We start from the raw sequence: 18554 nt of genomic DNA, 5'->3' as shown, positions 1-18554 counted from the left end.
CTCGCGGTTATAGCGGCTACGACGTTATGGGTGAGACTCGTGTAGGAGCGGCCTTAGCCGCGATTCGTAACCCCAAAGCCTCGACGTTCCAGATTGGCGACCTTCTGGCGGAGGTCACCTGGATTCAGCTCCGCGATACCCAAGTTGTGTGGTCATGAGGGTTTTAACTGCGTTCAATCCACCCTACAACTGCGCTGCCTGTATTCGAGCGTCAGATAAAAAAGCCCATCACAGCCAGTATCCACAGCAAGGCGCAGGGAATGATGAACAGCAGGTTCTGGCCGCTGATCCGTGCATTGCTCTGCCCATCCTCATCACCGCTGGCCTGGTTGGCTTGTCGCTGGATCTGCGCCAGAGGAAAGGCTGGCGCCATCACGCAGCCGAGCAATAGCAGCAGATCAAGAACGCTGTTCTGGATATCCACGCGTGACAGGCCATTGGTGACGAAGAGCAACAGGACATAGAGCCAGGCAGTGCCCGAATAATCCCAAGATCCCAGCCCCTGACGCTGCTGATGCTCGCTGATCAGGCGGCATAGCGAGTGGGTGTAAAAAATCTGAAAGAGCGAACGTGCCGCCGGCATGATGTGTTTCGGCAGCATCGTGGCGCGCTGACTGTCCCACTGCTTGTAGAACCAGTAGAGGGAGTACAGGCCGAAGGTGGCGAAATTCAGCAGGTAGAGTTTGTTCTCTGAGGTGACGAAGAAGGCGTTACGGGAGGGCGATTGTTCGTCCAGCAGTTCGGCTTTGGGAGGCTGATACAGGTTGTCCATTGACCTGGTTCCGATTGACGGTGGTGGGAGGCTCGCATCCAGCGAGAGTTTGAAGCACGCAGAGTATACGGATTCTCTGGTTGTGCACGCTGGGGCGAAATGGCGACAGCCTATCCGGACCGTTAGAGAGGCGGCATGGCCTTCACACTGGTGCCTGGGAGCTATCGCCTTATGTCGCTATGCGCGTGCGAGTTGGCGTCGCATTTCAATGAGCTGATGTTCGCCCACGATTTCAACTTCCTTGATGAACTCAAACCCGAATTTCTCGTAATAGCCTTTCAGGTGGCTGTGAGCATGAAGTTCAATGGAGGTGGCGCCTATCTCTTGCGCATGCTGTATCAACGCCTGGACAACGGCCGACGCAACTCCCGCGCTCCGATAAGCCTGACTGACCGCCACCCTGGCCAGGGTAGAAGACCTGTCCTCTTTAAGTGTCAGGCGGGCAGTGGCAATTGGCTCACCCCGTTCAGTTGCCAGCGCATGGAAGGACTCTTCGTCCAGTCCATCAAGGTCCAGCTCCGCAGGAATCCGTTGCTCACATGTGAAGACCTGATAGCGGATACCTTGAGCCAGGCGGATCAACGCTGGGTCATTACCGATGCTTACTTCCATCGTTATTCTTCTCCAACACAATTGCACGGCCTGCCTGGTGGCAGGCCGATATCCAGCACTGACGCTTACCAGGGCAGCGGGTTGCCCTCGAAGTCGAGATAGCGCAGGCCGGGTTGGCCGACGGCGGCGCTGACCTGACGGACCATGCCCTTGCAACTGCTGTCGATATCCAGCGGCGCGTCGGCGCCGCCCATGTCGGTGCGTACCCAGCCCGGATGCATCAGCACTACGCCGAGTTTTGGGTTGTCCTGAGTGCGTACGAAGCACTGCACGAGGTGGTTGAGCGCGGCCTTGCTGGCGCCGTACAGCGGCATGCCCAGGCCGGCACCGGTCTCGATGCTACCGAGGATCGAGCTCATGAACACGATCAACCCATGCTCGGCGGCCAGCTGCGGCAGCAGGCGTTCGGCCACGCGTAGCGGGGCGACAGCGTTGGTCAGGAACAGCTGACCCATTTCCTCGGCAGTGGCCTGAGCGGTGCTGTGGTGGTCGGGACCGGCGACGCCGGCGTTGACGAAGATGACGTCGAATGACTGACCGCTCAGGCGGTCAGCCAGTTGCGCGAGGCTGTCCGGATCGGTCATCTCCAGTTGCTCGACACGCACGCCGGGCAGTGCCTGCAGCGGTGCTTGTTGCGCGGCGCTGCGCACGGTGGCGGTCACGGCCCAGCCCTGGGCGGCGAATTCACCGGCCAGACCAAGGCCGAGGCCGCGTGAGGCACCGATGATCAGGATGGATCGAGGGGCAGTCATGTCAGGCTCCATGAGAGATGAGAACGGTGAATCAGGATAGCGCACTTATTCCGTCAGCCAGGCGCCCTGGCTGCGGCCGTGTCCGGTTTGCCGGTCGTACTGCCGCTCCTGCTCGGCATGTCGCTGCAGGATGGCATTGGCGCGCTGATTGGCCTGTTGTTGCAGCTCGGCGCAACTGGAGTATTCGGGCGTTTGCAGCAGGGCGGCGTCGATCTCGGCGGCGGCAGCCTGGCCGATGCGGTAATGGCCCAGTTCATGCTCGCGCAGTGCGTTCAGGTACTGCTCAAAACGCTGGCGCTGCTGCGCATCGCCGCCGCCAAGGCGGGGCAGGGTGATGGTGGCGTGCAACTGGGTGCGGGTGAGATCGATCTGGCAGCGACCGTCGCGTTGCTCGCGCCACCAGAAATTCCACTGCACCTTCCAGCGGGTGTAGGCGTGGTAAATCTGACCGTTCTGGCGAATCGGCGAGGCCTGGTCGATGGCGCGGCTGAGGGACTCGCCGGACGCCACCTGCAGGTCGTAGTACTGCTCCTGCAGCTGCTCCTGGACTTCAGCCTGGGCCGGCAGGGCCAGCCATAGCAGCGGCAGCAGTGCAGTAGTCGTCCGCTTCATGGCGCCCTCAGGTTTTCGCGGCCGCGGCTGATATCACCCAGCAAACGCTCCAGCGCCGCATGTTCGGCCGGCACTACTGCCAGGTGCAGGAGCGCGCCGGTGGCGTCGTAATCCTCGCGCTCGATCAGGCTGTCGAACTCGTTCAGACGCGCCTTGAACACGGGCAGCTCGGCGAACTGTAAATGACAAGTGAAGGATTGGCGCAGCACCAGTTCGCTGCGCTCGCCGGCCTGCAGGCATTTCGCCGCGCTGCCGCCGTAGGCGCGGGCCAGGCCGCCGGTGCCGAGCTGGATGCCGCCGTACCAGCGAATCACCAGCACCACGACCTGATCGCAGTCCTGCCCTTCGATGGCCGCGAGGATCGGCCTGCCCGCGGTGCCGCCCGGTTCGCCGTCGTCGTTGAAGCGGTACTGATTGCCGACCTTCCACGCCCAGCAGTTGTGCGATGCCGCCAGGTCGCTGTGGCTGTCGATGAAGGCTTGCGCGTCGGCCGCGCTGGCAATCGGTGCGGCGAGGGCGATGAAGCGGCTCTTGCGAATCTCCTCGCGGTATTCACAAGGGCCGAGCAGGGTGAAGGCCATCAGGCTTTGGCAGCAGGCGTCAGGCCGCAGCCCTTGAGGATGATCTGCACCAGTTGATCGGAGGCTTGCTCGAAGTCCTGCTTGGTCAGGCGCGAGCTCTGCTTCACGCGGCAGATCTGCGAGGCGAAGTCCGCATAGTGCTGGGTGCTGCTCCACAGCAGGAAAATCAGGTGGATCGGATCGACCGGGTCCATCTTGCCGGCGGCGATCCAACCTTCGAACACGGCGGTACGGCCACGGAACCAGTCCAGGTAGTTCTGGTTGAAGTACTGCGACAGGCAGTCGCCACCGCTGATCACTTCCATGGCGAAGATGCGCGAAGCCTTCGGCTGGCGCCGGGAGAATTCCATCTTGGCGCGGATGTAAAGCTCCAGCGCCTCGGCCGGATCGTCGTCGACCGTGAGGTTGTTGAAGGTGCTGTCCCACAGCTCGAGGATATTGCTCAGCACCGCCAGGTACAGCCCCAGCTTGTTGTTGAAGTAGTAGTGCAGGTTGGCCTTGGGCAGGCCCACGTTCTGCGCGATGGTGTTCATGCTGGTGCCCTTGAAGCCGTGCCGGGCGAACTCCTCCTCGGCAGCCTTGATGATGGCTTCTTCGTTCTTCTGGCGGATACGCCCGGCGGGTTTGCCGTTGGAGCTGTGGGCGGGGACTTCGAAGGTCATGGGGTGATTCCGAACTGATCAGGGAGCGGGGCGTTTGCACAGATACCCCAGCGCCGCCTGGGTGACAAGCATTACGGCGTGAAAAAGCCCGTTTGCGTCGGCTGCGTCACCCCAGGCTGGCCGTGAGCGGGTCTCGCTTACGGCCACGCGGGTCATACCTTGAAGTTGGCAATCAGGCCGTGCAGGTTGCGGGTCATGCCGGTCAGCTCGTCGCTGACGTTCACCGTGCTCTGCGCTTCATGGGCGTTACTGTCGCTGAGGCTCTTGATCTCCAGGGTGTTCTGCTCGACGCCCTGAACCACCGCAGCCTGCTGCTCGGCGGCCGAGGCGATCTGGATGTTGTGGTCGATGATCTGATCCATGCTGCCGGTGATCTGCTCGAAGATGTTCGCCGTCAGGGTGATCTGCTCGACGCTCTGCGCCGCGCTCTGGTGGCTGCCACGAATGGTCTTCACCGCGCTGCCGACTTGCTGGCGCAGGCGACCGATGGTCTGGTCGATCTCGCCGGTGAGCTCGTGGGAGCGAATGGCCAGGCTGCGTACTTCGTCGGCGACCACGGCAAAGCCGCGGCCCTGTTCGCCAGCACGGGCGGCCTCGATGGCGGCGTTGAGGGCGAGCAGGTTGGTCTGCTCGGCGACGCTCTTGATCAGGTCGACGGCCTTGGCGATCTCCTCGCTTTCCTTCTCCACCGAGGTGATGGCACCGATGGAATCGTCCATCTCGCTGAACAGCTGGTTGATACGTGACACCGCATGGTCGACCTGCACGCGGCCTTCGCGGCATTTCTCGCCCGCGGTATTGGCCTTGTCGGCGGTGACGTGGGAGTTCTGGCTAACCTCCTGAACGTTGCTGACCAGCTCGCTCATCGAGGTGGCGATCAGCTCCAGTTCGTTGGCCTGGCGCTCGACGCTGCGCTGGCTGGTGGAGGCGCTATCGCTGACGCTCTGCGCCTTGTCCAGGGTGGTTTCGGAGAAGCGTGCGACCTGCGCGATCAGCTCGCTCATGCGCGTCTGCATCTCGTTGAAGTCCTGGGCCAGATCGCCCAGCTCGTCACGCGCGGCGGTCTTCACGCTCTGGCGCAGGTCACCTTCGGCCATGCGTCGGGTGGCATTGGTCAGGTCGCGAATGGCGCCGCGCACTGACAGGTAGAAACCGACGAACAGGTACACCAGCAAGGCGATCACCACCAGCAGGGTGCCAGCCCACAGCACCAGTTCGCGCAGGTTGGCGTCGGTGCGAGCCTGCAGCAGGCGCGTGGTTTCCTGCAGCAGCAGGCTCGCGGCCTTGTCCAGCTCGGCTGCCTGCGGCGCATAGGATTCGTAGCGCTGCAGCCAGTGTTCCACCGCGTTCTGGTCGAAGTAGCCGCTCTGGGTATAGGTGTCGACGATCTCGCGCTTGTATTGCTCGGCAGCATCACGCGCGGCGCTCGTCATCAACTGCTGGGCCTCGGCGTTGCCCTTGGCCTCGATGCCGCCGGCGTAGCGTTGCAGGGTGCTGAGCTGGTTGGTGATGGCCGAACGCGACGAGGATTCGAGGAAACCGTAGGCAGTCATGTAGCCGGCGTAGGTGCGGGTCTGGGTCAGCACTTCGTACAGCGGCAGCAGCTGGTTGAGCAGCAGGTCGATGTTGCGGTAGATGCGTGGATTGCTGTCCTGGCTGAGCTTGGACATGGCGGCGATCTCGCGCATGTTGGCGCTCAGGTCGTGCACCGAGCTGACGTGCTCGATCATTTGCGAGCTCAGGCCCTGTGTCGACAGTTTCCTGTCCATGCTGAAGCCGGGGTCGCTTTCGGCGAGCTTCATGTCAGCGAACACGCCGCTATCGAGGCTGGCATTGAGTTCAGCGATGGCCGCGACGAAGCTCTGGCTGCGGCGCTCGATTTCCTGCTTGGCGTCGTCCTTGTTACGCGCATAGCCGATCACGTGCATGCCGGCCTGCTCCAGCGCCTGGCGATACACCGGCAGGTAGTGCTCGATGGTCTGCAGGCCTTGTAGCTCGTGCTGCGACTGCTCCAGCGTGGCGTTGACGTCGAGCAGCTTGCTCACCGATAGCCAGCAGTAGGGCAGCATGAACACAGTGAAGATCAGCAGGAATTTGTGGGCGTAACGCGCGCGGTTCATCAACGCCAGAACCGGTTTGAAGAAGAACATCATGAGCCTCGAGAACCAGGAATAACGACAGCCGAGTGGCCGGCCATGCGAAGGGAGTAAGCGCAGTGCGATCATCGCCCTGGCGATTTGCCAGCAAGAAACTTGCCGTCATTAATATGGCGACATGATATCGGCGTTCTGCACCGGGAAGTCTGGTTTCGACTGGGTTGTTCGCGCGTCACCGGGATTAAAGGGTTGCCCGTTATTGGTGCTCGAGCGCTTTTATGGTGCGCGATCAGGCCTCAGCCAGGGCCTCGAGAAAGCTCTCCAGCACCAGGTGCGCGCGACGCCCCTTGCGCGTGACCGCTGCCAGGTTGATGTCGTAGAAGCGGCTGCTGGCCTTCAGCGCGCGCAGGCGGCCCTGTTGTACCCAGGCCTGGGCATAGTGGTCGGGCAGGTAGCCGATATAGCGCCCGGTGAGAATAAGGAAGGCCATGCCTTCGCGGTCCGAGGCGCTGGCCGTGCAGTTCAGCGCCTGGTAGTGGCTCTGCACCTCGGGGGGCACGCGGAAGGTCGGGGCGATGGCCTCCTGAGCGTTGAGGCGTTGGTCTTCAAGCTGCTGGTCATCGACATAGAACAGCGGGTGGCCGACCGCGCAGTAGAGCAGCGAGCGCTCGTCGTACAGCGCCTGGTATTCCAGGCCGGAGAGGGCGCCGACCTGCGGTACCACGCCGATATGCAAGCGGCCGTCGATCACGCCCTGTTCCACCTCTGACGGCGGCGTCATGCGGATATTGATGCGCACGTCCGGCCCCTGCACCTTGAGGCGCGCCAGGGCGTTGGTGATGCGCATGTGCGGGATGGTCACCAGGTTGTCGGTCAGGCCGATGTTCAGCTCGCCACGCAGGTGCTGGTGCAGGCCGTTGACCTCGGTGCGAAAGCTTTCCAGCGCCGCCAGCAGTTGCAGGGTGCTTTGGTACACCTCGCGGCCTTCCTCGGTCAGGGCGAAACCGGCGCGGCCGCGCTGGCATAGACGCAGGCCGAGGCGTTGCTCTAGGTCGCTCATCTGCTGGCTGATGGCCGAGCGGCCGATGCCCAGGGCGCTTTCGGCTGCGGAAAAACCGCCGCATTCCACCACGCTGCGAAACAGTTTGAGCAGGCGGATTTCAAAGTCGCTGACCTGGGCCAGCGGATCGGGACGGCGGCTGCTCATTTGTTTAGTAGGCCTTGAACTGAAGATAAGAAGAGTACTGTTTTACTGACTCTATGCCCGTGGCACCTTTGCTGGCAACAGACAGGTTTTTGTAGGAGCGGCTTTAGCCGCGATTCGCATGGTGCCTATATGGCTTGTCGGACTACAAATCTCCCAAACGCCGCCAGCTCGAGGCTCCTCCGATGAACATGCCGCAGACCGCAACCCCCAGCCAGCTCAAGCTGGATGCGCACTGGATGCCGTTCTCCGCCAACCGTAACTTCCAGCGCGACCCGCGTCTGATTGTCGGCGCCGAAGGCAGCTGGCTGACCGACGACCAGGGCCGCAAGGTCTACGACAGCCTGTCCGGTCTGTGGACCTGCGGTGCCGGCCACTCGCGCAAGGAAATCCAGGAGGCCGTGGCCAAGCAGCTCGGCACCCTCGACTATTCGCCGGGCTTCCAGTACGGCCACCCACTGTCGTTCAAGCTGGCCGAGCAGGTCGCCGACCTGATGCCGGGCGACCTCAACCACGTGTTCTTCACCGGCTCCGGCTCCGAGTGCGCCGACACCGCGGTGAAGATGGCCAAGGCCTACTGGCGCCTCAAAGGCCAGGCCTCCAAGACCCGCTTCATCGGTCGTGCCCGTGGCTACCACGGCGTCAATATCGCTGGCACTGCTCTTGGCGGCATCGGTGGCAACCGCAAGATGTACGGCCAACTGATGGACGCCGACCACCTGCCGCACACCCTGCAGCCGGGCATGGCCTTCACCAAGGGAATGGCCGAAACTGGCGGCGTGGAACTGGCCAATGAACTGCTCAAGCTGATCGAGCTGCACGACGCTTCCAACATCGCCGCGGTGATCGTCGAGCCGATGTCCGGCTCGGCCGGTGCCATCGTGCCGCCGGTGGGCTACCTGCAGCGCCTGCGCGAAATCTGCACCCAGCACAACATCCTGCTGATCTTCGACGAAGTCATCACCGGCTTCGGCCGCATGGGCAAGTGGAGCGGCGCGGAGTTCTTCGGCGTGACCCCGGACCTGATGAACGTCGCCAAGCAGATCACCAACGGCGCCATCCCGCTGGGTGCGGTGATCGCCAGCAGCGAGATCTACAACACCTTCATGCAGCAGCCGTCGCCGGAGCACATGATCGAGTTCACCCATGGCTACACCTACTCGGCGCACCCGGTGGCCTGTGCCGCCGGTCTGGCGACGCTGGAGCTGCTCAAGCGCGAGAACCTGATCCAGCAGTCCGCCGAGCTGGCGCCGAAGTTCGAGGCCGCGCTGCATGGCCTGAAGGGCACCAAGCACATCATCGATATCCGCAACTGCGGCCTGGCTGGCGCTCTGCAGATTGCCCCGCGTGATGGTGACGCCGTCATCCGTCCGTTCGAGGCCGGCATGGCTCTTTGGAAGGCCGGTTTCTACGTGCGCTTCGGTGGCGATACCCTGCAGTTCGGCCCAACCTTCAACGCCAAGATCGAAGACCTCGACCGCGTCTTCAATGCCGTCGGCGATGTACTGAACAAACTCGATTGATTCCTGTGGGAGGAGCTTTGGCCGCAACGCTCATTCAGTCGCGGCTGAAGCCCCTCCCACCAACCTGACTTTGGAGATCCCCATGAGCCACATCCCGCACCTGATCAACGGCGAACGCGTTGCCGGCAACGGTCGCAGCGCCCCGGTGTACAACCCGTCCACCGGCGACTCCACCAGCGCCGTCGGCCTGGCTGATCGCGCCACCATGCAACTGGCCATCGACGCCGCCAAGGCTGCCTTCCCGGCCTGGCGCAACACCCCGCCGGCCAAGCGTGCACAGATCATGTTCCGCTTCAAGCAACTGCTGGAGCAGAACGAGAACGAAATCGCTGCGCTGATCAGCGCCGAGCATGGCAAGACCATCGAAGACGCCGTCGGTGAACTCAAGCGCGGCATCGAGAACGTCGAGTTCGCCTGCGCCGCTCCGGAAATTCTCAAGGGCGAATACAGCCGCAACGTCGGCCCGAACATCGACGCCTGGACCGATCTGCAACCCATTGGTGTCGTGGCAGGCATTACCCCGTTCAACTTCCCGGCCATGGTGCCGCTGTGGATGTACCCGCTGGCCATCGTCTGCGGCAACTGCTTCATCTTGAAGCCGTCCGAGCGTGACCCGAGTTCCACCCTGTTCATCGCCGAACTGCTGAACCAGGCCGGCCTGCCCAAGGGCGTGCTGAACGTGGTCAACGGCGACAAGGACGCGGTCGATGCGCTGATCGAAGCGCCCGAGGTCAAGGCCCTGAGCTTCGTCGGCTCGACCCCGATCGCCGAATACATCTATAGCGAAGGCACCAAGCGCGGCAAGCGCGTGCAGGCTCTCGGCGGCGCCAAGAACCACGCAGTGTTGATGCCCGATGCCGACCTGGACAACGCCGTCAGCGCACTGATGGGCGCGGCCTACGGCTCCTGCGGCGAGCGCTGCATGGCCATCTCCGTGGCCGTGTGCGTGGGCGACCAGATCGCCGATGCGCTGGTCGAGAAGATCGTCCCGCAGATCCAGGCACTGAAAATCGGTGCCGGTACCTCCTGCGGCCTGGACATGGGCCCGCTGGTCACCGCCGCTGCGCGCGACAAGGTCAAGGGCTACATCGACGCCGGGGTCGAGCAGGGCGCCAAGCTGGTGGTCGACGGCCGTGATCTGGTGGTCGCTGGCAACGAGAACGGTTACTTCGTCGGCGGTACCCTGTTCGACAAGGTGACACCGGAGATGACCATCTACACCGACGAAATCTTCGGCCCGGTGTTGTGCATCGTCCGCGTCGGCAGCCTGGAAGAAGCCATGCAACTGATCAACGATCACGAGTACGGCAACGGCACCTGCATCTTCACCCGCGACGGTGAAGCCGCGCGCCTGTTCTGCGACGAGATCGAAGTCGGCATGGTCGGCGTCAACGTACCGCTGCCGGTACCGGTTGCTTACCACAGCTTCGGCGGCTGGAAGCGTTCGCTGTTCGGCGACCTGCATGCTTACGGCCCGGATGGCGTGCGCTTCTACACCCGCAAGAAGGCCATCACCCAGCGCTGGCCGGCACGCAAGAGCCACGAAGCGGCGCAGTTCGCCTTCCCCAGCAATGGCTGAGTGAGCTGATGCTCTGAACGAAAAGGCCGATCACTTGATCGGCCTTTTTGTTGTCAGGCGGCGCGTTGCTCGTTGCAAGCAGCGCTCCGCTGGATGGAAATACCGCCCAGGAGACGCCATTCACTGCGCCTGATCGATGGCCTCCTGTAGGCGCTGGGTGTTCGCCGCGTTGGCCTGGTCAATCTGCTGCTTGAGCTGCTCCATTTGCTGCTGAGCCTGTTTGGCCTGCTCAGCCTGGAGCGTCGCCGTGGCGGCCGTCTCACCGGCGCCGCAACCGCTCAAGATGAGTAACAGGGAAACAGTGCAGAAACGGCGCAGATGCATCATGGAGTCCTCGGGCAAGCTCGTGCGATGAACAATAGATTGGCGCATTTCTGTCGATTTGTGTGTGCCGGCTGCCGCAAACCGCAAGCGCTGACTCGAGCACGCCATGCGATTCGTTGCATATCTCCTATCCCCGACCTCTGGTAAAACAGCCAGCAGTAGAAATGGAGATGCACGATGACCGAGCCATTCATGCTGGATCTACACACCTACCTCGGGCGCCTGGGTTACTCGTCGGCGCCGCCAGCGACCCTCGACACCCTGCGTGAGCTGCAGGCGCGGCACACTGCCGAGTTCCCCTTCGAAACCCTGGCCAGCATGCTGCGTGTGCCGGTGGAGGTAGAACCCGCCGCGATTCAGGACAAACTGCTTCACCAGGGCCGTGGCGGTTACTGTTTCGAACTCAACCGCCTGTACCTGCTGCTGTTACAGGCGCTGGGCTTCGACGCGCGCGGGCTGACCGGCCGCGTGGTCATGGGTGGCCCGGAGGATGCCTTGCCGGCGCGCACCCATATGCTGGTGCTGGTGACCATCGATGGTGTGCGCTATATCAGCGACGTTGGCTTCGGCGGCATGGTGCCGACCGGTCCCTTGCTGCTCGACAGCGAGGCCGAACAGGCCACACCGCATGAGCCCTATCGTCTGACGCTGGTGGATGGCACCTACACCCTGCGCGCATTGGTCGCCGGTAGCTGGCGGGCGATGTACGTGTTCGATCTGCAGCAGGTGGCGGATATCGATTATGTGGTGGGTAACTGGTACGTGTGCACCCACCCGGATTCGCCCTTCCTCGGCCAGATGATCGCCGCGCGTACAGGGCCAGGCCTGCGCAAGACGCTGAACAATGGCAGCTTCGCCATTCACCGCCTGGGGCAGGCGAGTGAGCGGGTGCAGTTGCAGAGTGTCGATGAGGTGCTGGGGGTGTTACGTGAGGAGTTTGGGATTCAGATGCCGGAGCACCCTGAGCTACGGCAGATCATCGAGCGGTTGATTGCGGGGACGTGAAGGCAAGGCCGCTGGTATCGCCACGATCTTGTAGGAGGGGCTTTAGCCGCGACCCGAGGCACCCAAATCTGTAGGAGCGGCTTCAGCCGCGAAAGTCTGGGAAGCCAGCTGATATCGCCGAAGGATCACGATCAGTTCCCCTCTCCCGCTTGCGGGAGAGGGGGGTAGGGGAGAGGGCGCTCTTGCTCTTATTTGAGCCCTGCACTCCGACGCCGCAAATTTGTTGTCTGAAATTACGGTTTCGCCCTTACGGCGAGTCCCTTTTGGCAAACGCCCCAAAAGGAACCAAAAGGTCTGTGCCCCGCCATCCGGGTCTCGCTGCGCTCGACTTCCCTTACTCCATCGTTGCTCCGAGGGTACGCCGCGGAGGGCCATCCCTGGCCCATCGCGGCTCTCGCGGCATCCATGCCGCTCAACCCTCTACACAACGATTCCGTTCGGCCTCCTGAAGGGGCGTTTGGCTGCGTTTGATCGTTCTCTGCAGGGTTACCAGAATCCAAGCCGTAGGCCGGATGTAGTCCGCGGCTTTTCCGTAGTTGATTCCGCAGCTTTGGTAGGCGCCGCGATCCTTGATCCCGTCAGGAGGCCGATTGGAGGTGCTGCGTAGAGGGGCGTTTGGCAGGGATGCCAAACGAGGAACGATGGGCCAGGGATGGCCCACCGTGACGACCCTCGGAGCAGCGCCGGAGCGAGGGAAGTTTCGCGAAGCGAAACCCGGATGTCGGGCGCGCTTTCTTTTTGGTTACTTTCTCTTTCGCGCGAGCAAAGAGAAAGTCACTCGCCGTAAGGGCGAAAAGCGTCGTCGCGCTGTCCATCCTATATTTTTAGTTTATTCGTTAGGGGTGGTTCTAGTTAGGTTGAATTTTAATCTCTTTGCAAGTTTTGGAATGTCTATTTCAAAAAAGCTGCCTTTGTATTTGGTTATTTTAAATCCTGCGAATGGTTCGATATGGTTGCTGCTTTCGATGGGGTGTTTTGCTTTTTCAATATATTGTTTCAGCATCTGGATGTTTGCTGCGTGAGCGTTGGATATAGCTTGTTGCAGCTTTAGTTGTGAGTTGAGATGTTCAATGGCTGCGTTTAGTTGCAGGAATTTTGCTTCTGCTAACCATCCGTCTCGGGGGGTGATCAGGCCTCTCGAGGCGCTGTCAGGTAGATCCAAAAAAGCGGTTAGGGCGAAATGTATCTCGCGTATTGCTTGGGTTTTGCTGTGAGGGGATATCTGTAAGGTCGTTGTTCCCTCTTCAGATTTCAGTGACACGTCAGCCTCAATCCCTAAATCTTCAAGGAACTGTCCAAAATATATAAGATACTGCGAGTAGGCATGCCTGTAAGGTGCTGGGAAATTGAATTGCGCGCAAATTCCGTTTAGTGCAAGGCTATGTAAAACTCTTTCTTGTGTGCTCTTGAGGACTTTCGATATATTGGAGATATTTTCTGATATTGTTAAGTTTTCGAGAATTGAGGGTGTAATTTGAATGTCAATGTAAAACCAGCCGTCATCAATTTTGTCGGAGCTATTTGTGATGGTTAGGGATTTCTCTAATTCTTCTGAGTAAGTTCTTATGAATTTTAGTGGGGATATGTCGTAATCCCAGTTTGATATGTTGAAGCTTAGGCCTATTCTGGCGTTGGTTTTTTCGTGTTTTTTTCCTATTTCGAAAAAGTTTGCTGGCTTAAATGTGTCGTTGGAGAAAAATGTGGATATGTAAAGGTTTTCGTGGAGTTCTTTGGGTGTTAGGGTTTTAATATCTTCAAAGTCGAGTTCGAGTGATGATTCGCAAAGGTATTCGCAGTTGAAATAGTGCTCTGATGTTTCTTTTTTTCTTACGAGGATTTTCTTTTTTCCTAGGCGGAATTCCAGTTCTTGATCTGGATTTGTATGCATGTGAATACCATATATGACGTCAGTAATTAATTACTTCGAACAGTAAGTGGCCGGGGGGGTATTAGCATTAGGATTTCTCGCCGTACTTGGCAATTTCTTCGAAAAGACCTTCGACGATGGCGGCGGGGGCGTTGTCCGCGTCGATCAAAACAGCGAAGTGCTTATGCTGGCGGGCGGTATTGGGTTTGCTGGCCATGGTGCGTCCTTGCTGGGCGATGGATCGACATTACTGCGAATAATGGCGTTGCGCCATAGTCCGTCAGTCGATCCATTGACCTGGCTCATTCACCGACCTGGGTGAGTGAGCCGTGGTGCAATCAGGCCAGCGCGGTGCGCTGTCTGCCCTCTACTCGGCGTTTCAAAGCCGCCCCTTCGACGATCTCCAGCCCGCCACCCTGAGCGCGAGCGGAGCGGCCCCAGTCTTCCAGCAGTTCCATGCAGGCATGGTCGATATAGCTGACCCGCGCCAGGCTCAGGTGCAGGCGTGTGCCGGGCTCGACGCTGGCCAGCAGCTTGGCCAGTTGTGGCACGCGCAGGAAGGTGGCGGCGCCGCTCATGCGCAACTCGGCGCTGTTCGGGCCGGTGGGCACCAGTTTTGCGCGCAGGCGCGAGGCGCTCCACACCAGCTTCAGTAACGTCAGGCCAAAGCCCACCAGCACGCCGGTCAGCAGGTCGGTGAAGACGATGCACAATGCGGTGGCGATATAGATGAACACCGGGGCACGGCCGTATTGGCCGAGGTTGCGCATGGCCTTGGGGTCGACCAGTTTGCAGCCGGTGTACACCAGCACCGCGCCGAGGCTGGCCACCGGGATGCTCTGCAGTACGACCGGCAGCAGAGCGACCAGGGCCAGTAGCCAGGCACCGTGGAGGATGGTCGAGGCGCGGCCGCGAGCACCGGCCTGGACGTTGGCCGAGCTGCGTACGATCACCCCGGTCATCGGCAGGGCGCCGACCGCACCGCAAAGCATGTTGCCGATGCCCTGGGCGGACAGTTCGCGGTTGAAGCGCGCACGCGGGCCATCGTGCATGCGGTCGACAGCGGCGGCAGACAGCAGCGTCTCGGCGCTGGCAATAAAGGCCAGGGCTAGCGCCGCGATCAGCAGTTGTGGATCGGCCAGGCTGGCCAAGCCCTGCGGGGTGATCCAGTCGATGGCATCGCCGAGATCGGCCGGCAGTTCGACGCGCTTGACCGGCAGTGTCAGCCACAGGCTGGCCAGAGTGGCGAGCGTCACGCCGACCAGTGCGCCGGGCAGAAAGCGCAGTGGCGCTGGGCGAAAACGCTCCCACAGCCAGATGCTGGCGATGGTGCCGAGGCCCACTGCACCGGCGATCATGGCGTTGCTGCCGAGCAGGGTCAGCGCATCACCCACGGCGCCGGGGAAGGCCAGCAGGTTGTCCAGGCCGGAGGCCTTGGGCGCGGCATCGATCATCACGTGCACCTGCGACAACACGATGAGGATGCCGATGCCGGCGAGCATGCCGTAGACCACCGCCGGCGCGGTGACGCGAAACCAGCCGCCCAGGCGCAAGGTGCCGGCGACCAGCTGGATCAGTCCGGCCAGCAGCAACACCGGGCCTAGCGCAGCCATGCCGTGAGTACGCACCAGCTCGAACACCAGCACGGCGAGGCCGGCAGCCGGGCCGCTCACCTGTAGTGGCGCGCCGGCGATGAAACCGACCACCAGACCGCCGATGATGCCGGTGATCAGTCCCTTGGCCGGCGGCATGCCGGAGGCGATGGCGATGCCCATGCACAGTGGCAGGGCGACGAGAAAGACCACCACGGACGCCAGCGCGTCCCGTGGCAGTGTGCGAAATACAGTCATGAATATCTCTCCTGGCCCGATCTACGGGCAAAAGCAGCCCGTGCCCGCGCCATCAGTCGGCGCAGGCTCAGGGAAATGGGTGGATCAGGCGCTGGCGTAGCGCGGTTGCGGGGTGGCGCAGGGCTGCTCGTCGCCATCGAGCGCAAGGAAGTTGCCCGAAGCGGCGTCGTAGGCACGAATGCCGCCACTGTCTATGTCGTAGACCCAGCCATGGATGTGCAGTTGGCCGCTGGCCAGACGGGCGGCGACGGAGGGGTGAGTGCGCAGGTGGTCGAGCTGGGCTACCACGTTCTCCTCGGTCAGCACGCCGAGGGTTTCATGGGCGCTGCCGCAGTTGCAGTTGTCCGCCACCACGCTGCGCGCCACCTCGGCATGGCGCAGCCAGGCGCGTACCGTGGGCATGCTGTCGAGGCTGGCCGGATTGAGCACGGCCTTCATCGCACCACAGTCGGAATGGCCGCAGACGATGATGTGCTGCACGCCGAGCGCCAGCACGGCGTATTCGATGGCGGTGGAAACGCCACCGTTCATCTGCCCGTAGGGCGGCACCACGTTACCCACGTTGCGGGTGACGAACAGGGTGCCAGGGTCGCTCTGGGTGATCAGCTCCGGCACGATGCGCGAGTCGGCGCAGGTGATGAACATCGCGCTGGGTGACTGCGCCGAGGCCAGACGCTTGAACAGCGCCTGCTGCTGCGGGTAGACCTCCTGGCGAAAACGGCGAAAGCCCTGCACCAGCTGGTGCAGGGCGGCCTGGGCTTGGTCCTTGGCAACGGGGTGCAGGGTCTTGCCGGTTCGGGAAGCGGTTGAGTTCATCGTTGCATCTCCTGTGATGTCCGTCGGTGACGTTCTCGACTGCCAGCCAAACGCCTGTGACCGGTTGGTCACTTCCGGGGCAACGATAAAGATTCTTACTTAATCAAAACTGAACGAGAGGCTCTAAAACGCCACTATTGGCCAGTCGCCCGATGCGCTGCGAGAACCACTGCTCGCCTTCATGGCCACCTGCTTGTCAGGCAGCGCGGTGCTAAGCATCATGCCGACTGGTTTTCATCGCCAGGGAAGGTTATCCATGCGCATGCCCGTGTTGCTCGCTCTGTGCCTGTCGCCGCTGGTTGCGGCCGCAGAAGGTACGCTCACTGCCACCGTCGTTCACGCCGATTTCTCACAGGCACCGGAAGTGCGTCTGCTGGTGCGCGTGCTGGACGAGGCTTTCGGTACCGATCAGGAGTCCATCGTCAGCAAATGTCCGGTGGCCAGAGAGCCGGGAGAACGCCTGGCGCCGAACAGTTGTTTGGAGGTGAGCATCGACGAGGGCAGCGGTCCTCAGCAGCCGATCTACCAGACGTTGCTGGCCAAACCGGAACGTGCCAGTGACCCGATCTATCTGGAGCTGGTCTATCGCACCCAGCTGCAGCCGCATCACGACGACTTTTACAGCCGGCCCACGGCACGTTTGCGGGTCGAGACCAATGGCTTCTACAACTGGAACGCCGAGATGCCTCTGGCGTTGCCGCAGAACGTGATGGCGCTGGGCGGGATCAGTGCGTTGGTGTTGGGCGATGCCGATGCGCTGCTCAATGCGGCTTACCGCGAGCGCCAGAGGCAGCTATCGGACGAGGCGGGTACGGCACTGCGTCAGGCGCAGCGTAACTGGATCGCGATGCGTGATGCCGAATGCAAACCCTATGGCGAGGACCAGCCCTATTCGGTGTTCGGCGAATTCAGCTACGACTGCATGGTGCGCCTGACGCTCGACCGCGCCCGCCAATTGGCCGTGGTGCGTGGTGATCAGAGTTGATCAGTGCTCGCCCTTCATCGCGCCGCTGAGGCCGAACATCAGCACCAGCAGGTTGGCGTCCGGGTTGGCTGCGGGCTGTACCTGCTTGCGCAAAGGCGCGGTTGGACAGGGTTCCACAGCGGTGCAGGCTTGCGCTTCCAGTACGCGTGGGCCGGGCTCCTGCCAGGCTGCGGCGGCGATTGCCGTTACGCTGAGTGCGAGGCCAAGGAACAAACCTCGTGCTATTTCTAATTTCATTTTGCTAACCCCTTGAAAGCGCTGCCAAACGCTGTTCGCTAAACCTAGATCACCCATTGCCTTGTCGTCGTCTCATGCGACGAACGGTCTTAGCGTGTAGCTGGCATCAGCCGGGGCTGTGCTGGGACTCGGGCCTGGTCGGTTGGTTCAACAATGGTGCAGGTAACGTCTTAACGTAACCTTAGGTGCCGGTCACGGCGCCGTGTAACAGCCGGCCTTGGCAGTTGCAGTTGCCTGCAGACTTTCTCGTTACCTGGCGAAAAGGTGCGAGGTAGAGCCACTTCCTGGTGGGGGTAATGCGGATGGAACGAGGTGTTGCGGATAAAGCACTGCCGGCACTGGGCCGGCAGTCGTTTACTCAGGCAATAGCTGTGCCGAGACCTTTGGCGCCATCGGCGAATATCTGGCGATAGCCCTGCAGCAGTTGTTGCCAGTCGGCGTCGGACCAGGGGCTATGGCGTCGTAGTTGCGGCAGGTCGTGCTGAGCGGCCTGGAGGCGGGTCAGGCGGCGACGGCTTTTTTCCAGGTCCAGCAGGGCCACCTGCGGCGTTTCGCCGTCGATGCGCACGAAGATGTGTTTGGCGTAGAGGCAGCCGTGCTGCCAGCGTCCCAGGTGCATGCGCGCCAGGGTTGCACCAACCAGTTGCAGCAACTGGGCATGCACTGCCTCACCGCACGCTTCACGCCCCCCTTGGGCGTACCAGAGCTCGATGTTCTCGAAGCCTTCCAATGCCTCGGTTACCAGCAGGCCGCGCCAGCCTTGCTGCTGGTCATAATCGATACCGCAATAGATCATCCGCGGCACCATCACGCCCAGAGAGGGCAGGGCCTGCAGGGCTTTGCGTTCGCGCAGAACGGTGGGGCGCCCCTGCGGGTGCAGCAGGCTGCGGTAGATATGGCCGATCTGTTTCTTGGCGTAGAGCACGCCGGTCTCATCCAGCAGGCGCTGCACACCACTTTCGCCGCCGCGACGAACGTTGGGCTCTTCGACCCAATCACCTTGCTGTTGCCACCAGTGTTGGAATGCCTGCTGGGGAATTTCGCTCGTACTGCAAAGGGCCATGTTTTTCTTCTTCT

Annotated in this window: 18 protein-coding genes and 1 pseudogene; 4 read left to right on the top strand and 15 right to left on the bottom strand. The window is 61.6% G+C overall.

Annotated elements, in window-relative coordinates:
* Positions 1 to 211: 211 nt before the first annotated feature.
* From CDO35_RS18800 to CDO35_RS18765, 8 genes are all read right to left on the bottom strand, one after another.
* Positions 212 to 772, bottom strand: coding sequence for a DUF4234 domain-containing protein (locus tag CDO35_RS18800; protein WP_099526176.1), 561 nt, complete (start codon positions 770 to 772; stop codon positions 212 to 214).
* Positions 773 to 949: 177 nt separating this feature from the next.
* Positions 950 to 1384 (bottom strand): GNAT family N-acetyltransferase, encoded by a 435-nt coding sequence (locus tag CDO35_RS18795; protein WP_099526175.1) that lies wholly within the window; start codon positions 1382 to 1384, stop codon positions 950 to 952.
* A gap of 65 nt (positions 1385 to 1449) precedes the next feature.
* Entirely contained in the window at positions 1450 to 2136 is a 687-nt protein-coding gene (locus CDO35_RS18790) for an SDR family oxidoreductase (RefSeq protein ID WP_099526174.1), read from the bottom strand.
* A 45-nt stretch (positions 2137 to 2181) separates the two neighbouring features.
* Complete coding sequence (locus tag CDO35_RS18785) at positions 2182 to 2748, bottom strand: DUF922 domain-containing protein (RefSeq protein ID WP_099526173.1); 567 nt, start codon at positions 2746 to 2748, stop codon at positions 2182 to 2184.
* A complete protein-coding gene (locus CDO35_RS18780; RefSeq protein WP_099526172.1) occupies positions 2745 to 3329 on the bottom strand; it encodes an IMPACT family protein in 585 nt (194 codons plus the stop codon). The genes CDO35_RS18785 and CDO35_RS18780 overlap by 4 nt, the downstream gene beginning before the upstream one ends.
* Complete coding sequence (locus tag CDO35_RS18775; protein WP_099526171.1) at positions 3329 to 3991, bottom strand: TetR/AcrR family transcriptional regulator; 663 nt, start codon at positions 3989 to 3991, stop codon at positions 3329 to 3331. The genes CDO35_RS18780 and CDO35_RS18775 overlap by 1 nt, the downstream gene beginning before the upstream one ends.
* Positions 3992 to 4143: 152 nt before the next feature.
* Complete coding sequence (locus tag CDO35_RS18770) at positions 4144 to 6141, bottom strand: methyl-accepting chemotaxis protein (protein WP_099526170.1); 1998 nt, start codon at positions 6139 to 6141, stop codon at positions 4144 to 4146.
* A 235-nt stretch (positions 6142 to 6376) separates the two neighbouring features.
* Positions 6377 to 7294 carry a LysR family transcriptional regulator gene (locus CDO35_RS18765; RefSeq protein WP_099526169.1) on the bottom strand — a complete coding sequence of 306 codons (918 nt, stop codon included), beginning with the start codon at positions 7292 to 7294 and terminating at the stop codon, positions 6377 to 6379.
* Between the two features lie 182 nt (positions 7295 to 7476).
* Here CDO35_RS18765 and aptA point away from each other — a divergent pair, with 182 nt between their 5' ends.
* Both aptA and CDO35_RS18755 read left to right on the top strand, forming a co-directional pair.
* On the top strand, positions 7477 to 8814 hold the full coding sequence (gene aptA / locus CDO35_RS18760) for an omega-aminotransferase AptA (protein ID WP_099526168.1): 1338 nt from the start codon (positions 7477 to 7479) through the stop codon (positions 8812 to 8814).
* Between the two features lie 82 nt (positions 8815 to 8896).
* Positions 8897 to 10393 carry a CoA-acylating methylmalonate-semialdehyde dehydrogenase gene (locus tag CDO35_RS18755; protein ID WP_099526167.1) on the top strand — a complete coding sequence of 499 codons (1497 nt, stop codon included), beginning with the start codon at positions 8897 to 8899 and terminating at the stop codon, positions 10391 to 10393.
* Positions 10394 to 10513: 120 nt separating this feature from the next.
* Here the strand turns inward: CDO35_RS18755 and CDO35_RS18750 are convergent, their stop codons facing one another.
* Positions 10514 to 10720 carry a hypothetical protein gene (locus tag CDO35_RS18750; RefSeq protein WP_243699107.1) on the bottom strand — a complete coding sequence of 69 codons (207 nt, stop codon included), beginning with the start codon at positions 10718 to 10720 and terminating at the stop codon, positions 10514 to 10516.
* Positions 10721 to 10894: 174 nt separating this feature from the next.
* Here CDO35_RS18750 and CDO35_RS18745 point away from each other — a divergent pair, with 174 nt between their 5' ends.
* Positions 10895 to 11722, top strand: a complete 828-nt coding sequence (locus tag CDO35_RS18745; protein WP_099526165.1) for an arylamine N-acetyltransferase family protein — start codon at positions 10895 to 10897, stop codon at positions 11720 to 11722.
* Between the two features lie 829 nt (positions 11723 to 12551).
* Here the strand turns inward: CDO35_RS18745 and CDO35_RS18740 are convergent.
* From CDO35_RS18740 to CDO35_RS18725, 4 genes and pseudogenes are all read right to left on the bottom strand, one after another.
* Positions 12552 to 13610, bottom strand: a complete 1059-nt coding sequence (locus tag CDO35_RS18740; protein ID WP_099526164.1) for a hypothetical protein — start codon at positions 13608 to 13610, stop codon at positions 12552 to 12554.
* A gap of 70 nt (positions 13611 to 13680) precedes the next feature.
* A pseudogene (locus CDO35_RS23115) lies at positions 13681 to 13806 on the bottom strand (NYN domain-containing protein); the annotation flags it as partial.
* A gap of 121 nt (positions 13807 to 13927) precedes the next feature.
* The gene (locus tag CDO35_RS18730; protein WP_099526163.1) at positions 13928 to 15439 is read right to left on the bottom strand and encodes a SulP family inorganic anion transporter; all 1512 of its coding nucleotides are present in this window, start codon (positions 15437 to 15439) and stop codon (positions 13928 to 13930) included.
* An 84-nt stretch (positions 15440 to 15523) separates the two neighbouring features.
* Positions 15524 to 16255 carry a carbonic anhydrase gene (locus CDO35_RS18725; protein WP_279432789.1) on the bottom strand — a complete coding sequence of 244 codons (732 nt, stop codon included), beginning with the start codon at positions 16253 to 16255 and terminating at the stop codon, positions 15524 to 15526.
* A 256-nt stretch (positions 16256 to 16511) separates the two neighbouring features.
* Between CDO35_RS18725 and CDO35_RS18720 the strand changes: the two genes are divergently transcribed.
* The gene (locus tag CDO35_RS18720) at positions 16512 to 17240 is read left to right on the top strand and encodes a lysozyme inhibitor LprI family protein (RefSeq protein WP_099526162.1); all 729 of its coding nucleotides are present in this window, start codon (positions 16512 to 16514) and stop codon (positions 17238 to 17240) included.
* On the opposite strand, the gene CDO35_RS18715 is transcribed toward CDO35_RS18720, so the two are convergent.
* Together CDO35_RS18715 and CDO35_RS18710 are read right to left on the bottom strand one after the other, a co-directional pair.
* Positions 17241 to 17477 (bottom strand): hypothetical protein, encoded by a 237-nt coding sequence (locus CDO35_RS18715; RefSeq protein ID WP_099526161.1) that lies wholly within the window; start codon positions 17475 to 17477, stop codon positions 17241 to 17243.
* A 358-nt stretch (positions 17478 to 17835) separates the two neighbouring features.
* The gene (locus CDO35_RS18710; protein ID WP_099526160.1) at positions 17836 to 18540 is read right to left on the bottom strand and encodes a lipopolysaccharide kinase InaA family protein; all 705 of its coding nucleotides are present in this window, start codon (positions 18538 to 18540) and stop codon (positions 17836 to 17838) included.
* Between the last annotated feature and the right edge of the window lie 14 nt (positions 18541 to 18554).

Source organism: Pseudomonas sediminis (assembly GCF_002741105.1).
GTDB classification, from domain to species: Bacteria; Pseudomonadota; Gammaproteobacteria; order Pseudomonadales; family Pseudomonadaceae; genus Aquipseudomonas; species Aquipseudomonas sediminis.
Note: the sequence above shows the minus strand (reverse complement) of the source record. Positions and strands in the feature narration are given on the sequence as shown.

Excerpts from the sequence above, each read along its gene's own strand:
- CDO35_RS18800 (WP_099526176.1), bottom strand. The coding sequence starts at position 772 with ATGGACAACCTGTATCAGCCTCCCAAAGCCGAACTGCTGGACGAACAA.
- CDO35_RS18795 (WP_099526175.1), bottom strand. The coding sequence starts at position 1,384 with ATGGAAGTAAGCATCGGTAATGACCCAGCGTTGATCCGCCTGGCTCAA.
- CDO35_RS18790 (WP_099526174.1), bottom strand. The coding sequence starts at position 2,136 with ATGACTGCCCCTCGATCCATCCTGATCATCGGTGCCTCACGCGGCCTC.
- CDO35_RS18785 (WP_099526173.1), bottom strand. The coding sequence starts at position 2,748 with ATGAAGCGGACGACTACTGCACTGCTGCCGCTGCTATGGCTGGCCCTG.
- CDO35_RS18780 (WP_099526172.1), bottom strand. The coding sequence starts at position 3,329 with ATGGCCTTCACCCTGCTCGGCCCTTGTGAATACCGCGAGGAGATTCGC.
- CDO35_RS18775 (WP_099526171.1), bottom strand. The coding sequence starts at position 3,991 with ATGACCTTCGAAGTCCCCGCCCACAGCTCCAACGGCAAACCCGCCGGG.
- CDO35_RS18770 (WP_099526170.1), bottom strand. The coding sequence starts at position 6,141 with ATGTTCTTCTTCAAACCGGTTCTGGCGTTGATGAACCGCGCGCGTTAC.
- CDO35_RS18765 (WP_099526169.1), bottom strand. The coding sequence starts at position 7,294 with ATGAGCAGCCGCCGTCCCGATCCGCTGGCCCAGGTCAGCGACTTTGAA.
- aptA (WP_099526168.1), top strand. The coding sequence starts at position 7,477 with ATGAACATGCCGCAGACCGCAACCCCCAGCCAGCTCAAGCTGGATGCG.
- CDO35_RS18755 (WP_099526167.1), top strand. The coding sequence starts at position 8,897 with ATGAGCCACATCCCGCACCTGATCAACGGCGAACGCGTTGCCGGCAAC.
- CDO35_RS18750 (WP_243699107.1), bottom strand. The coding sequence starts at position 10,720 with ATGATGCATCTGCGCCGTTTCTGCACTGTTTCCCTGTTACTCATCTTG.
- CDO35_RS18745 (WP_099526165.1), top strand. The coding sequence starts at position 10,895 with ATGACCGAGCCATTCATGCTGGATCTACACACCTACCTCGGGCGCCTG.
- CDO35_RS18740 (WP_099526164.1), bottom strand. The coding sequence starts at position 13,610 with ATGCATACAAATCCAGATCAAGAACTGGAATTCCGCCTAGGAAAAAAG.
- CDO35_RS18730 (WP_099526163.1), bottom strand. The coding sequence starts at position 15,439 with ATGACTGTATTTCGCACACTGCCACGGGACGCGCTGGCGTCCGTGGTG.
- CDO35_RS18725 (WP_279432789.1), bottom strand. The coding sequence starts at position 16,255 with ATGAACTCAACCGCTTCCCGAACCGGCAAGACCCTGCACCCCGTTGCC.
- CDO35_RS18720 (WP_099526162.1), top strand. The coding sequence starts at position 16,512 with ATGCGCATGCCCGTGTTGCTCGCTCTGTGCCTGTCGCCGCTGGTTGCG.
- CDO35_RS18715 (WP_099526161.1), bottom strand. The coding sequence starts at position 17,477 with ATGAAATTAGAAATAGCACGAGGTTTGTTCCTTGGCCTCGCACTCAGC.
- CDO35_RS18710 (WP_099526160.1), bottom strand. The coding sequence starts at position 18,540 with ATGGCCCTTTGCAGTACGAGCGAAATTCCCCAGCAGGCATTCCAACAC.